The sequence below is a fragment of the Micromonospora sp. NPDC051925 genome (assembly GCF_044548625.1).
In the GTDB taxonomy this organism is placed as follows: domain Bacteria; phylum Actinomycetota; class Actinomycetes; order Mycobacteriales; family Micromonosporaceae; genus Micromonospora.
Map to the genome: position 1 here is coordinate 25,698 of NZ_JBIUCH010000035.1, position 14,350 is coordinate 40,047.

The following is a 14,350-nucleotide window of genomic DNA, read 5'->3' on the forward strand; positions in this document are numbered from 1 at the left end:
ACGTCCGTCCACTTCCGACACAGATGGGGGCCCGACGTGGACCGCACCCAACGCCTGTCCGATCCGTTCCCGGCGCCGATGAGCGACGTGCGGCGCACGCCACTCGGCCAGATCCCGGTCGACCGGGCCGATGCCGTGGCCCGCATCGACGACCGCAGGGCAACACACCCGACCCGGGTCGATGTCGCATCCTTCGGCTCGCACGTCTGACCCGGCCGCCGGGCCCCGTGCCCCGGTCGCCCCGCTCAGCCAGTACGTCCTCAAGCTGGCCAGCCGGTGCGACCTGTCCTGTGACCACTGCTACGTCTACGAACACCCCGACCAGTCGTGGCGTCGTCAGCCCCGGCTGATGACGCCCGACACGGTCGAGGCCACCGCGCGGCGGATCGCCGAGCACGCGGCCACCCACCGGCTCGACACGGTGCGGGTGGTCCTGCACGGCGGGGAACCGCTGCTCGCCGGCGCGGCCCGACTCGCCGCCACCGCCACCACCCTGCGCCGGGCCGTCACGCCGGTGGCCCGGCTGGACCTGCGGATGCAGTCCAACGGTGTGCTGCTCACCCCCGAGATCGCCGACGTCCTCGTCGCCCACGACGTCAAGGTGGGCATCTCCCTGGACGGCGACCGGACGGCCAACGACCGGCACCGCCGGTATGCCAACGGCGCGAGCAGCCACGACCAGGTACGACGGGCGCTGGCCCTGCTGCGTCACCCCGCGTACCGCAGCGCCTACGCCGGGCTGCTGTGCACCGTCGACCTGGCCAACGACCCGATCCGGGTCTACGAGGCGCTGCTCGCCGAGGAGCCGCCCCGGATCGACTTCCTGCTGCCGCACGCCAACTGGGACCGTCCGCCCGCCCGCCCCGACGGGGTCGCCACGCCGTACGCGGACTGGCTGCTGACGATCCACCGGCGTTGGCTGGCCGACGGGCGGCCGGTGCCGATCCGGCTGTTGGAGTCCCTGCTGGCCACCGCCGCCGGCGGCAGCACCGGCACCGAGGCGGTCGGGCTCGCCCCGGCCGACCTGGTCGTGGTCGAGACCGACGGCACCTTCGAACAGGTCGACTCGCTCAAGTCCGCCTTCCACGGCGCCGCCGCCACCGGACTGGACGTGTTCCGCCACCCGGTCGACGAGGCGGCGGCCCATCCCGGCATCGCCGTACGACAGTCCGGCCTGGCCGGTCTCTGCGCGACCTGCCGGTCCTGCCCGCTGGTGCGCCGGTGCGGCGGCGGGCTCTTCGCCCACCGGTACCGCTCGGGCACCGGCTTCGACAACCCGTCGGCCTACTGCGCCGACCTGGCCGCGTTGATCCGGGCGACGGCGATGCCCGCCGACCCGGTGGCGGACCGGTCGGCCGACTCGCTGCGCCCCGCCGTCCTGGACGATCTCGGCTCCGGCCGGGGCAGCGCGGAGTCGGTGGGTCAGCTCGCCGCCGTCCACCACGGCATCGCCCGCGCCCTGACGGTCGCGCTCAGCCCCGCCGCCACCGCCGACCCGGTCGCGGCAGCCGGCTGGCGTCTCCTCGTGGCACTGGACGTGTCCGCGCCCGACGCCGTCCAGGCCGTGCTGAGTCACCCCTTCGTCCGGCAGTGGGCGCAGCGCTGCCGGGCCGGAGCCACCGGTGAGCTGCCCCACCTCGCCGCCGTCGCCGCCGCCGCCGCGGTCCGTGCCGGCGCCGCCGCCGACCTCGTGCTGCCGGTGCGGGCCGGCGCGGTGCACCTGCCGACGCTCGGCGCGATCGTCGTCGACACCGCCGCCGACACCGTGCCCGTCGTGATCGCCGACGGCGCGGTCGAGCTGCGGGCCGGCCGGCGACGGGTCCGGGTCGGACCGGCCGCCGGGCCCCACCCGGACCGGTGGAAGCCGGCCCGGGTGGCCCGCACCGACGACGGGGCCGTCCTGCTGGAGGACACCGACCCGTACCGGGACTGCTTCGACCTGCCGGTGGCCTCCCGGCTCACCCCGGCGGTCGCCGACCACTGGACGCGGCAGGTGGAGCGGGCGCTCCGCCGCCTCGACGCCGAGGCTGCCGGCTACGCCGCCGGCGTCCGTACCCTGCTGCGCGCCGTGGTGCCGCTGCGACCCGACCCGTCCGGCCGGTCCCGCAGCGCCGTCGCCCGGTCCGCGTTCGGCGCGGTCGCCGTCACCCCCGTCGTGGACGACGCCGCGCTGGCGGTGCTGCTCGTCCACGAGGTCCAGCACCTCAAGCTCGACGCGGTGCTCGACGTCTGCGAGCTCTTCGATCCCGCCGACGCCCGGCGGCTGCGGGTGCCCTGGCGCGATGATCCACGTCCCGTGGAGGGCGCGCTGCACGGCGTCTACGCCCACCTCGCCGTCGCCGACGTGTGGCGGCAACGGCCCGGAGCCGAGGCGGCGGCGCACTTCCGGCGCTACCGGGAGTGGACCGACGCGACGGTCGACGCGTTGCTCGACCTCGGAAGCCTCACCGTCGACGGCGAACGCTTCGTCCGGCGGCTGCGCGCCGCCCTGGACGACTGGCGGTGACCCGTACGGCCGCGCCTCGCCGTCGACATCCCCCCGGGTGGCGGGATGAACACCGACTGGCGTGAACGGGACAGCGCGAGGTTGGCCACGGTCGATACTGTGGTCGGCCGGGAGTGGCTGCGCCGGGCGGGAGCGGTAGGTGGCGGAGGAACAGTTCTGGGAGGACGAGAGCGCCCCCGTGTTCTTCCTCAGCTACGCCCGCACCCGCAACCGGGTGGCGGCGCCCCCACGCGACACCAACCAGAAGGTCTTCCAGCTCTTCGTCGACCTCTCCGACCACGTCGTCGAGCTGCTCGGCCTGGGCCCGGGACGGACGGCCGGCTTCATGGACCGGATGCTCGACGGGGGGCAGTTGTGGACCGACGATCTGGCCTTCGCCGCCGGCCACTGCCAGGTCTTCATCCCGCTGATCTCACCGCAGTACCTGCGCAGCCAGTGGTGTGCCCGGGAGTGGGACGCGTTCACCCGGCGACGGACCCGGCCCCGCCCGGACGCCGAACCGTCGGCGGGGGAGACCCCGGTGATCCCGGTCAACTGGTCGGTGGTGGACCGCCGCCGGGTGCCCGAGGTCGTGTCGCGGCGGCAGATGTTCACCCCCACCCGGCTACCCTCGGACATCGCCCCGCAGTACCACGACGAGGGGATCTACGGCCTGCTCAGCCTCGGCCGCAACGGCAAGGACGCCTACGACGCGGTGGTCTGGCGGCTGGCCCAGCGGATCGCCCGGGCGTACCGCACGCACTGGGTCGAGGCGGCGGTCCCGACCGACCTGCGACAGCTGCGCGACCGGTTCGAGGAGGACGGGCATGACCTGGTCTGACACCTCCTCGGCCGGAGTCTTCGGGCAGGAGACCTACTTCTTCCTCAGCTACGCGCACTCCGTCCCGCTGTCGGACGCCGCCCGGCCGGACACCGACTACTGGGTCAGCCGGTTCTTCCACCAGCTCGCCGATGCGGTGCGGCAACGGGCGAACCGGCTCGGGCAGATCGAGGCGGGCTTCTTCGACGGCCAGGTCAGCCCCGGCGCGGACCTCCGACGGACGCTGACCGACGCGTTGAGCCTCGCGCACGTCTTCGTGCCGCTCTACTCGCCGAACTACTTCCGCAACGCCTGGGCCCTCGGTGAACGGGACTCCTTCCGCAGCCGGTTGGCCCGGCTGGCGGCGGGGCGGGCCGAGCGGCACGTGCTGCCGGTGCTCTGGATGCCGCTGCCGTCCTGGGGGGACCGTCCCGAGACCGTCCAGGCGCTGGAGCTGATGCGCGACCCCGACGATCGCGCCGACTACGCCGACAACGGGCTGCGGGCGTTGTGCAAGCTGAGCGCCTACCGTCCGCAGTACCAGAGTCTGCTCGGGGCGCTGGCCGACCGGATCGTCACGGTGACCGAGAACGAACCGCTCGCCCGGTCCCGGGCGGCGACGCTGACCACCAGCCCGGTCCCCGACGGGCCGGGCACCGCGCTGGTGGTCACCACCCTCACCGCCGACCGGGAGCGCTGGCGGCCGTACGGCGACCAGCACCAGCTGGCGGTCGCCGACTACGTGGCCGCGACCGCCGAGCGGCTCGGGCTGCCCACCCGGGTGGTCGAGCTGGCCGAGGCCCGGGACCGGGCCCCGAACAGCCCGACGGTGGTGCTGGTGGACGCCGGCGTCGGCGTGGACGCCGCTCGCGCCGCGCTCGACGGGCTGCCGCCGTGGGTGGTCCCCCTGGTCATCGCCGCCGACCATGCGCGTGGCGAGCCGACACCCGAGGAGATCGCCGGTACCTTGCAGGGCGCCCGGTTTCCCCGGGTGCTGCCGGTGCGCACCATCGACGAGTTCGAGCGCTGCGCGCCGCTGCTGGTGACCGAGGCGCGCAAACAGTTCCTCCGGCACGGTCCGGTCGATCCGCCGGAGGGCCCGCACGAGCCGAAGCCGAGCCTCGGGCCGGCCGGGTCGTCCGACGTACGGCGAGGGAAGGCAGAACGATGACTCCACCCCGCGACGGCCAGGTCGTCACCTTCTACTCGTACAAGGGTGGCACCGGTCGCACCATGGCGCTGGCGAACACCGCCTGGATCCTCGCCGCGAACGGTTATCAGGTGCTGGTCGCCGACTGGGATCTCGAATCCCCCGGCCTGCACCGGTTCTTCGCGCCGTTCCTCGACCCGGAGCAGGTCGCCTCCACCGGCGGTGTGATGGACCTGATCCTGGAGTACGAGTGGGAGAACGCCCGCCGCCGGCAGGAGGGCGGCGACACCCGTCCCGGCGACTGGCACCGCCAGTACGCCCGGGTCCACAAGTACGCCTTCTCGGTGAGCTGGGAGTTTCCCGGCGGAGGCACCCTGGACCTGCTGCTCGCCGGCCGCCACAACCCCGACTACGCGACCAGCGTCACCGGGCTGAACTGGGACAACTTCTACAACCGGCTCGGTGGGGCGCAGTTCTTCGACGCGTTGCGCGCGGACATGAAACGGCACTACGACTACACCCTTGTCGACAGCCGCACCGGCATCAGCGACGTCGCCGAGATCTGCACCATCCACCTGCCGGACGTGCTGGTCGACTGCTTCACCCTCAGCGACCAGGGCATCGACGGCGCCGCCACGATCGCCGCCCGGGTACGCGGCTACGAGGGGCGGCGGGCCCGCCGGGTGCTGCCGGTGCCGATGCGCGTCGACGAGGGGGAGAAGACCAAGACCGACGCCGGCCGGGCGCTGGCGATGCAGCGGTTCGTCGGGCTGCCCAGCGGCATGACCGAGCTCGAACGGCAGGACTACTGGCTTTCCGTCGAGGTGCCCTACCGGGCGTACTACGCGTACGAGGAGACCCTGGCGACCTTCGGCGACGTACCGGGCAGCCGAGGGCTGCTGTCGGCGTACGAGGCGCTGACCCGGCACATCACCGGCGGCGCGGTCGCCGGGCTGCCCCGGATGGACGACGGGCTGCGGCGGCAGACCATCCAGCGTTTCGAGCGCAAACCGGTGATCGTCGACGAGCTGATCGTGCTGCGCTACGTGCCGGAGGACCAGGCCTGGGCGGAGTGGGTGCAGTCCGCGCTCCACGCCGTCGACCTGCGGGTGCTGGCCACGCCCCTGGGTGCCCCGGCGACGGTGCCGGCCGGCGCGGCCTCCCGCGAGCTGCACCTGGTCTCCCGCTCCTACCTCGCTGCCCGCCGGGCGTTCGGCGGCGGGGTCGGCCGGCAGGCCGGCTCCCCCGCGCTCGCGTTGCACCTGGACGACACCACCCCGTCGGTGGACACCCCACCCGGCAGCTGGGCCACCGTCTACGAGCGGGGGGCCTCGACCGCCGCCGAGCAGGTGTGGGAGCTGGTCGGGCGGCCCGTCGACGAGCATGCCCGGCCGGTGCCGGCCACCCGCTACCCGGGCGTCGAGCCGATGGTCTTCTACGCCCCGGCGCGCAACGTCCGGTTCACCGGTCGGGACCGGCTGCTGCTGGCCCTGCGCGAGGAGCTGAGGACGGCGGCCCGGGAGCGGGTTCCGGTGGCGCTGCGGGGCGGGCCGGGTATCGGCAAGACCCAGCTGGCCACCGAGTACGCCTACCGGTTCCACGGCGCGTACGACGTCGTCTGGTGGGTGGACGCGGACCCGGCGCAGTTCGTCGACATCCGTTTCGCCGACCTGGGCCGGCGGCTCGGCCTGCCGGACCTGCAGAACGTGCCGGACAACACCCGGGCGGTGCGGGACTTCCTTAGCCATGGCGGCGGCCGGGGCGCCGAGGAGCCGCCCCTGCGCTGGCTGATCGTCTTCGACAACGTCGACCAGTACGACCACGTCCGGGACTACCTTCCCCAGGGCGAGGGGCATGTGCTGGTGACCACCCGCAACCCGGACTGGGGCGACCTGGCCCGGGCGGTCGAGGTGGAGGCGTTCCAGCGCGGCGAGAGCGTCACCCACCTGATCGGCCGGACCGGCCGACGGGGCATGACGATCGCCGAGGCCCAGCAGGTCGCCGAGGCGGTGGAGGACGTGCCGATCCTGGTGGCGTTGGCCGGCGCGTGGCTGGCCGAGAGCCCCGACTCGGTCGCCACCTACCTGGCCGGCCTGGCGCGCACCGGCCCGGAGAGCGACGTGTGGGGCCGCTCGCTGGAGGGTCTGCGGGAGCAGTCTCCCGGCGCCTACCGGCTGCTCCAGCTCGGTTCGGTGCTCGCCCCCGACATCGCTCTCGACCTGCTCTACGGTGACCAGGTGGCGAAGGTCATCGCCCCGCACGACCCGCTGGTCGCCGCGCAGGTCACCGACCGGGTCTCGGAGCGGGACATCGCGGCGGCGCTGGTCCAGCGGATCAACCGGCTCGCATTGATCAAGGTGGACCTGCACGCCCAGCGGGTGCAGGTGCACCGGCTGCTCCAGGCGGCGCTGCGGTCCCGGATGTCCGAGCAGGAGCTGATGGAGGTCAAGCACGACGTGCACCGGATCCTTGCCGGCTCACGACCCTCGGGCGAGGTGGACGACCCGGTCTTCCAACCCCGGTACCGGCACCTGTGGCCGCACCTGGACGGCTCGGAGGCGGTGTCCTGCTACGACGACACGGTGCGGCAACTGGTCATCGACCGGGTCCGGTACATCTTCCTCAACGGCGGCTTCGAGCAGGGCGCGCAGTACGCCCGGGAGGCGGACAAGACCTGGACGACGATGCTCGAGGGGTTCTCCTCGGACACCGCCGCCCACCGGGCGCTCCGCGTCCAACTGCTCAACCTGCGGTTCAACCGGGCGAACCTGCTGCGCAGCCTCGGCCTGTTCGCGCAGGCCCTGACGCTCGACGAGGAGACCCTGCGTGAGCAGGAGGGGCTGATCGGCGCGAACCACCCGTACACGCTGATGACCGCCGGGGGGTACGCGGCGGACCTGCGGGCCCTCGGCCGCTACCGGGCGGCGTTGGAGCGCGACCTGCGCACCCACGGAGCGTCCGTGGAGGTGTTCGGGGAGGACCACCGTCGCACCCTCAACGCGGCCAACAACCTGGCCGCCTCCTACCGGTTGTCCGGTGACTTCCTCCGGGCGCTCGACACCGACGAGGCCACCTACCGCCGGCTACGGGTCGTCCTCGGCCCCGATCATCCGCGTACCCTGCTCTCGGCCAGCAACTATGCGCGCGATCTGCGGGAGACCGGCGACTACCAGGGTTCGGTGGCGTTGCTGGAGGACGTGATCGAGGGGTACCGCCGGATCTACGGCGAACAGTACCGCGAGCTGCTGATCAGCCAGGCCAACCTCGCCACGTCGCTGCGCAGCACCGGTCGGATCGCCGACGCGGGCCGGCTGCTCGACGACGCCTACGCGCGGCTCCGGTCCACCGTCGGGCCGAACAGCCCGGACACCCTGCTGTGCTGGTTGAGCCGGACGGCCAACCTGATGCTCCAGGGGCAGGTGGCGCAGGCCCGGGCGGAGTTGGACGACGTCCAGCAGACGCTCGCCCAGGTGTTCGGGGCGCAGCACCCGTACACGTTGGCGTGTGCCCTCAACCGGGGGGTGGCGCTGTGGGACATCGGTGAGCAGGACGAGGCGTACGCCCTCACCATGGCCGCAGCCGACGGGCTGCGCGAGGTGCTCGGGGCCGAGCACCCGTTCAGCATGGGCGCGGACAACAACGCCGCCGTCTTCGTCATCCTCACCGGCCGGGCCGAGGAGGGGCTCGCCCGGTTGCAGGCCGTGGCCGCCCGGTTGACGGCGGTGTTGGGCGCCGACCACCCGGACACCCTGCGCAGCCTCGGCAACGTGGAGACGGCGCGGCAGGCGGCGAGCGGGGGAGTGGTCAGCATCGGCCGGGTGCGGTTGGCCGACCGGTTGGCCGACCGGATCGGGCAGGAACACCCGAGTGTGGTGGTGCTGCGCGCCGGACGGTACGTGCGCCGGGTTCTCGACCCGCACCCCTACTGACCGGGCCGCGCGCCGATGAGCACGTCGCTGCCCGTCGGCGCCTGCCCGTCGGCGAGCCAGCGCAGGATGCGCGGGAGTTGCTGCATGGCGTCGAAGTGGGCCGCACCGGGCTGCACCTCGATCTCGGCCCCGGGGATTCGGGCGGCGAGCCAGCGGCCGTGGCTGGCCGGGGCGAAGGTGTCCTCCTCACCGTGCCACAGTCGCACCGGGGTGACCGTGGTGTCGATCGTGTCGAGGTCGAACTTCCAGTCGCGGCGCAGCGCCAGCACATCGTCGATCCAGCCGTACGGGCCGGCGCGCAGCGCCTCCTGGTAGGTGTCGAAGATGATCCCGCGCAGCGCCGCGTCGTTGATCGCCCGGCGGTCCGGCGGACCCATCTGCGTCATCAGGTCCCGCAGCAGGAACCGGGGGTCCTCGGCCGCCCGGGCGGCCCGCTGCCGGATCTCCTCGACCACGATCTCGGTGTCCGGTCGACCGTCGCCGAAGCCGCGCTGGTTGTCGCGGTTCATGCCGTCGAACCAGTCCAGCCCGATGGCCTCCGACGGGGCGAAGCTCACCAACACCGCGACCCGGCTCACCCGACCGCGCAGGCGTTCGTCGGCGGCGCAGGCCAGCGCGTGCGGCCCACCCCCGGAACGCCCGGCCACCGCGAACCGGTCGAGCTTGAGCTGGTCGGCGATGGCCTCCACGTCCCGCGCGGCGTCGGCCACGTCCCGGCCCTCGAACCGGTCGGAGTCGCCGTAGCCAGGGCGGTCGTAGGCGATCAACCGGATGCCCATCCGGTAGAGCACGATCCCCCGGGGCTTCGGCCCCCGGCGGCTACCGGGTGTGCCGTGCATCAGGAAGACGGGGAACCCGTCGGGAGCACCGGTCTCCTCGTACGCCACCCGCTTGTTGTCCGCGCGGTGGGCGTATCGCGGCCCAGGCTCACCTTCTCGGATCACTCCAGCCTGCCTTCCGGTGCCACTACCAGCCAATACTCACGAACCGCATTGATCAAAGGCGATGATATCGTCGGCCCCGTTCAGCCTTCGAGCCTAACGGTCGGGCCCGCCACACCGCTATGCCGAGCCCGGACAACCGGCCGGATCTGTCGGAAACGACACCTGTCGGCCCGTCCGGCTGGAACTTCCGGACCGACCGGCGGCGGCGCTCAGCAGGCCAGCGGTCGGATATCCGTCGGAGCGTCGACCAGCGCGGCACGCGGGTCGGCGTAGCGCCAGTCCACCCGGTACTGGGCGCGCAACCGGGGCCGGGACACCACCCACTCGTACGCGATCCGACCCTGCCGTTCCCGGCGGTCCGGGTGCACCTCGACGGTGGTCTCCGAGGTGAACGAGGTCTCGCTGCCCCAGACGGTGGGGCCGCTGGCGGCCGGGAAGTCGAGCCGGATCACCAGGTTGCGGGTGGGCAGCCGGATGTCGCGTTGCAACCAGTCACCGAACTTCCACGCCGGCACCCGGTAGGCGTAGTCGACGACGGTGCGCTGCCCGGGGTAGAGCGGCATCGGGGTGCCCCCGCCGTCGAGCAACAACACGATCTTCAGGAAGGCGTCCCGGCTGCGGCTGACCCGCCACCGCATCGGTTCCGGTTGCTCGTCGCCGATGGTGGCCCGGAAGTCGACCTCGTCGATGGTGAGCGGATGGCGGCCGTGGAAGGCGGCGGACCGGGCCGGATCGTCGGGGAACCGGTCGATGTCGATCTGCACGGTGTGCCGGGTGATCGGCTCGGTGCCCACGCTGTGCAGCACCCGCCGGAACCGGCACTCGTACACCCCGTCGACCAGGGAGAGCGTAGCCTGCTCGTCCTCGATCACCAGGTGTGACCCGGCGGGTGGCGGGACCGCGGTCGGGCCGAGCGGGGAGCGGCGTCCGCCCTGGCCCCGGGTGTCGGCGAAGGCGACGTACTGCTGCCAGATCCGGTTGCCGCTGTCCAGCACCAGCTCCACCCGGCGAGCGAACTCCTCGGTGGGCTGGTGCCGCCCGTTCTCGATGTGGCTGACGTACGAGGGGTCGAAGCCGGTGTGCTCAGCCAGCTCCTTCTTGGACATGCCCCGCTGGTGCCGCCAGTGGGTCAGTTCCCGTACGAATTCAGCCGCCGCATCGTCCTGTGTGGAACTACCCATGCCCCCGTCCTCGTTGTCGGGCCTCAAGTCTGTCCCACCGGTGGCGTCCGCGCCAGAGGCGGCCGGCGACCGGCCCCCGCCGGGCGGCGGGCCTCGACCCGCCCGAGCCCGCTGCCGCCGGGCCCGGCGGCAGCGGGCAGGATGGCCGGCATGGATCCCGTCGTCCGTCGCTACCTCGCCGACCTGGTCACCACCGTCCGGGACGTGCTCGGCCCGGACCTGGTCGGCGTCTACGCCGGCGGTTCGGTGGCGCTGGACGCGTACCAGCCGGGCCGCAGCGACGTGGACGTGGCCCTGGTCTGCCGGGACACGCTGACGCAGCGGACCCGACAGGAACTGGTGGCCCGGCTGCGGCACGAGGCGCTGCCCTGCCCGGCGCGCGGCCTGGAACTGGTGGCCTACTCACGGGCGGTGGTCGGCTCGGGCACACCCGACCCGGGCTTCGAGGTGGAACTCAACACCGGGCCGCGGATGCCGTTCCGGGCCACCCTCGCGCCGACCGCGCGGCCCGCCGCCGACGGCCACTTCTGGTACGGCCTGGACCGCAGCATCCTGCACCAACGAGGGCACCCGTTGTCGGGGCCGTCGGCCGGCGAGATCTTCGCCGAGCTGTCCCCGGGCGATCTGCGGGACCTGTTGGTGGCGGCGCTGGGCTGGTGGCTGGCCCGCCCGGCCCCACCTGGGGACGGCCCCGCCCCCGGAGCGGAGGACGCGGTGTTGGGAGCCTGCCGCGCGCTGGTCCGGATCCGCGACGGCGACTGGTTGTCGAAGGTCGCCGCCGGCCGACGGGTGATCGCCCTCGGCCAGGACCCGGAGTTGGTGCAGCGCTGTGTCAGCGCCCGGAGCGGCGGACCGGCACCGGGCGTCGCCGAGGCCCGCGCCTTCCAACAACGGGTACTGGACGAGGTCGCCGGCGGCTGACCGAGGGGAGCGTCGGGCTGCCACCGCCGCAGCAGGGCGAAGGCCCCCCAGCCCAGATACTCCCGCCGGTGCCGGACGTGTCGCACCGGGTCCTCGGTGAGTTCCTGCCGGAACCGGTCGGCGAGTTCGTCGTCCGGGTGGGCATCCAGCCAACGGCGCAGGTTGAGCCAGTGTGCCGCGGCGTAACGGTCCCAGCTGTCCTGATCGGCGAGGACCATCTCGACCACGTCCCAGCCGTGCGCCTGAACCCGGTGGACCAGGCCGGGCAGGTCGTGGAAGTCCTCCCGGGTGGCGGCGTGACAACCGACGACGGTCTCCTGGTCCGGCGGCTCCCGCCGCCAGTACGGTTCCCCGACCACCAGCATCCCCTCGGGGCGCAGCGCCCGTTCGAGGAGGTCGATGGTGCCGATGACACCCCCACCGACCCAGGTGGCACCGAGGCAGACGGCGACGTCGACCGGCTCCGGGTGGGCGTACCCGGCGGCGTCGTCGTGCACGAAGCGGACCCGGTCGGCCACTCCGAGATCGGCCGCGCGGTGCCGGGCGGCGGTCGTGAACGCGGTGCTGATGTCGACGCCGGTGCCCCGGATGCCGTGCTCACGGGACCAGGTGCAGAGCAGTTCGCCCTTGCCGCTGCACAGGTCGAGCAGGGTGTCGTCGGGGCGCAACCGGATCGCCCGGCCCAGGGTGGCGAGCTTGCCGGCGTCGAACGGGTTCAGGATGCGAAGGTCGCCTTCGCGGATGACGAAACTACGATCGAGGTCCATGTCGATGGCTCCAGAGCTGCGTGGACGGACGCGGGAAGCGGACGGTCGGCACGCGGAGCACGGGCACGGAATACACCTCATTCGGCGGTCGTGGTGACGGATCGTCAGGCTACGTCCCCACCGGCCCGGAGCACAGTGATTTGCTCCGGGCCGTCCGCCGCTGGTCAGGCGTTGGTCGGCACCCTGCCGGCCGGTGGTTCGGTGGCCGAGTCAACCGGCAGGTCGGCGGCGGGCCGGGCCGCCACCGTCGGGTACTCGGCGGTCTCCCCGCCCCCGGCGGCTGCCGCCATCACGGCGGCGGCGGCCAGGTCGGCGACCCGCTTCGCCTCCCGCTGCACCCGGGCCCGGACGTCCTTGGCGTGCCGCTCCACGCTCTCGGCGGCCTGCCGGGCCTCGTCCAACCGCCGGTTCTCGCCGGTCAGGTCCCGACGGACCTCCTCCAACCGCTGCCGGGTACGCACCAGTTCCCGCTCGGTGGCGTCGCCCTCCTGCTGGATCTCGGCCAGCTGTGCGCGGGCGGTCTCCAGCTCACCCTGCACCTCGGCGAGGGCCTTCTGCCGTTCGGCGACCTCCCGCTGCAGCGTGGCCAGCTGTTCCTGGTGGCTGCTGGTCTGCTCGTCGGCCCGCTGGCGAACCTCCGTGGCGTACTGCTGCGCCTCGGCGATCAACGCGGCGATCTGCTGCTCGGCGGCGCTGTGCTGGTTGGTCAGCTCCCGCTCCGCGGCCGCCCGCTGCTCGGCCAGCTCCTGCTCGGCTGCGGCCCGCCGCTCGCCGACCTCCCGCTCCACCGTGGCCTGCCACTGGGCCAGCTCCTGCTGGCTCTGGGTCCGGGCCGCCTGGATCTCCTGTTGGATCTGGGTCCGGGCGGCCTTGGTCAACGCCTCGGCGGCGGCCCTGGTCTGGGTGATCTGCTTCGCGGTCTGCTCGCTGATCCGCTTCGCCTCCTGCTGGGCCCGCTCGTGGGCGGCTTCCCCCTCGGCCCGCAACTTCTCGGCCCGTTCGCGGATCTCGGCCAGCTCGGCGTCGGCGGCCGAGCGGCGCTCCTCGTACGCCTTCTCCTGCTCGTCCCGGCGGGCGGACAACTCCTCGTCCAGGTCCTTCAGCGCCTGCGCGGTCCGGTCCCGGGCCTCGACCAGTGTCTTCTCCGCCTCACCCTGGAGCTGGTTCGCCCGCTGGGTGGCCGAGTCGGTGATCACCGCAGCCTGCTTCTCGGCCAGCGCGAGGATCTGGTCCACCATCGGGCCGAGGTCGCGGAAGGACGCCCGGTCCACCTGCGCCGGGCGTTGGCGTAGTTCGGTCAGCTCCGCCTGCAACCGCTGGATGTGCGTGGTCAGGCCCTGGATCTGGCCCGCCGCCTGGGCCCGCTCGGCGGTCAACGTCGACAGCGCGCCGTCCATCTGCTCGACGTACCGGTCCACCTGCCGCTTGTCGTAGCCACGCAGCGCGAGCTCGAAGCTCGGCCGCGACGTTCCGTCGTCACGTGATCCGTACGACTCCTCCCCGGTGGACATAGCCAGCCTCCGTACTCCTCGGCGATCCCAGGTCCGCGTGGGCGACCCCGCAGTCCACGATGGGGCGACACACTACCGGCGACCGGTGTTCCGGGCGATCGGGCCCCGGCGCAGTCCACGGGCCGATCCGGGCTCCCCGGCGGGCCGCCCCGCGCGGATCGGATCGGCCTGCCCACCAGTCTGGTCGTCGACCCGCTCCCGCGGTGTCGACCGTTGCGGCGACGTTGGCGGTACCGCTCGACGCAGGGCAACCCCGTGGCGGGGCGATGGGGCTGCCGGTCACGTCCCACCACACGGGCTGCCTCTGCCCGGTCCGGCGGTGTGAGCGGGACGCGGGCCCGTGGATTTGACGATCAACTCGCTGGACGCGTAACTTTCTCTCTGCCAGCGCGGAACGGGCGAAACAGGGCGAAAGTCCTGAAGGCCGGAGCGCGGTTCCTGACTCCGGGTGGTGCTTCCGGATCGGCCCCTGGGGGTCGATGCGGCGAGGCGAAACCGACCGGGTAGGGTAAGCAGCCGGCAGGGAAACGGACGAGGTGGCGGGAAGCCGCGGCGGCCGGCCTGGCGGAAACCACGAGGGTGTCCGGTGTGAGCCGGGTTAATTGTGGTGCCCGGGATTGTGGTGGAAGTGGTGTGGATCGC

9 protein-coding genes and 1 pseudogene are annotated in these 14,350 nt (G+C 73.1%); 6 read left to right on the forward strand and 4 right to left on the reverse strand.

Features of this window, described 5'->3' with window-relative positions; genetic code table 11:
• The first annotated feature begins 36 nt into the window (after positions 1-36).
• The 5 genes from ACIG87_RS31025 to fxsT all read left to right on the forward strand — a co-directional run bounded on the left by ACIG87_RS31025 (position 37) and on the right by fxsT (position 8,384).
• Complete coding sequence (locus tag ACIG87_RS31025; protein ID WP_396855173.1) at positions 37-210, forward strand: hypothetical protein; 174 nt, start codon at positions 37-39, stop codon at positions 208-210.
• The gene (locus ACIG87_RS31030) at positions 182-2,506 is read left to right on the forward strand and encodes an FxsB family cyclophane-forming radical SAM/SPASM peptide maturase (RefSeq protein ID WP_396855174.1); all 2,325 of its coding nucleotides are present in this window, start codon (positions 182-184) and stop codon (positions 2,504-2,506) included. The genes ACIG87_RS31025 and ACIG87_RS31030 overlap by 29 nt, the downstream gene beginning before the upstream one ends.
• A gap of 139 nt (positions 2,507-2,645) precedes the next feature.
• A complete protein-coding gene (locus tag ACIG87_RS31035) occupies positions 2,646-3,326 on the forward strand; it encodes a TIR-like protein FxsC (RefSeq protein ID WP_396855175.1) in 681 nt (226 codons plus the stop codon).
• Complete coding sequence (locus ACIG87_RS31040; protein ID WP_396855176.1) at positions 3,313-4,476, forward strand: TIR-like protein FxsC; 1,164 nt, start codon at positions 3,313-3,315, stop codon at positions 4,474-4,476. Before ACIG87_RS31035 ends, ACIG87_RS31040 begins: the two co-directional genes overlap by 14 nt.
• On the forward strand, positions 4,473-8,384 hold the full coding sequence (gene fxsT, locus ACIG87_RS31045) for an FxSxx-COOH system tetratricopeptide repeat protein (RefSeq protein ID WP_396855177.1): 3,912 nt from the start codon (positions 4,473-4,475) through the stop codon (positions 8,382-8,384). Before ACIG87_RS31040 ends, fxsT begins: the two co-directional genes overlap by 4 nt.
• On the opposite strand, the gene ACIG87_RS31050 is transcribed toward fxsT, so the two are convergent.
• Both ACIG87_RS31050 and ACIG87_RS31055 read right to left on the reverse strand, forming a co-directional pair.
• Positions 8,378-9,328: an alpha/beta fold hydrolase gene (locus ACIG87_RS31050; protein ID WP_396855178.1), complete on the reverse strand. Its 951-nt coding sequence runs from the start codon at positions 9,326-9,328 to the stop codon at positions 8,378-8,380. The genes fxsT and ACIG87_RS31050 overlap by 7 nt on opposite strands.
• 209 nt (positions 9,329-9,537) lie before the next feature.
• Positions 9,538-10,509, reverse strand: coding sequence for a multiprotein-bridging factor 1 family protein (locus tag ACIG87_RS31055; RefSeq protein WP_396855179.1), 972 nt, complete (start codon positions 10,507-10,509; stop codon positions 9,538-9,540).
• Between the two features lie 150 nt (positions 10,510-10,659).
• Between ACIG87_RS31055 and ACIG87_RS31060 the strand changes: the two genes are divergently transcribed.
• On the forward strand, positions 10,660-11,430 hold the full coding sequence (locus ACIG87_RS31060) for a nucleotidyltransferase domain-containing protein (protein WP_396855180.1): 771 nt from the start codon (positions 10,660-10,662) through the stop codon (positions 11,428-11,430).
• A 341-nt stretch (positions 11,431-11,771) separates the two neighbouring features.
• Here the strand turns inward: ACIG87_RS31060 and ACIG87_RS31065 are convergent.
• Positions 11,772-12,278 (reverse strand): annotated as a pseudogene (locus ACIG87_RS31065) (SAM-dependent methyltransferase); the annotation flags it as partial.
• A gap of 83 nt (positions 12,279-12,361) precedes the next feature.
• The gene (locus ACIG87_RS31070) at positions 12,362-13,708 is read right to left on the reverse strand and encodes a DivIVA domain-containing protein (protein WP_396855181.1); all 1,347 of its coding nucleotides are present in this window, start codon (positions 13,706-13,708) and stop codon (positions 12,362-12,364) included.
• Between the last annotated feature and the right edge of the window lie 642 nt (positions 13,709-14,350).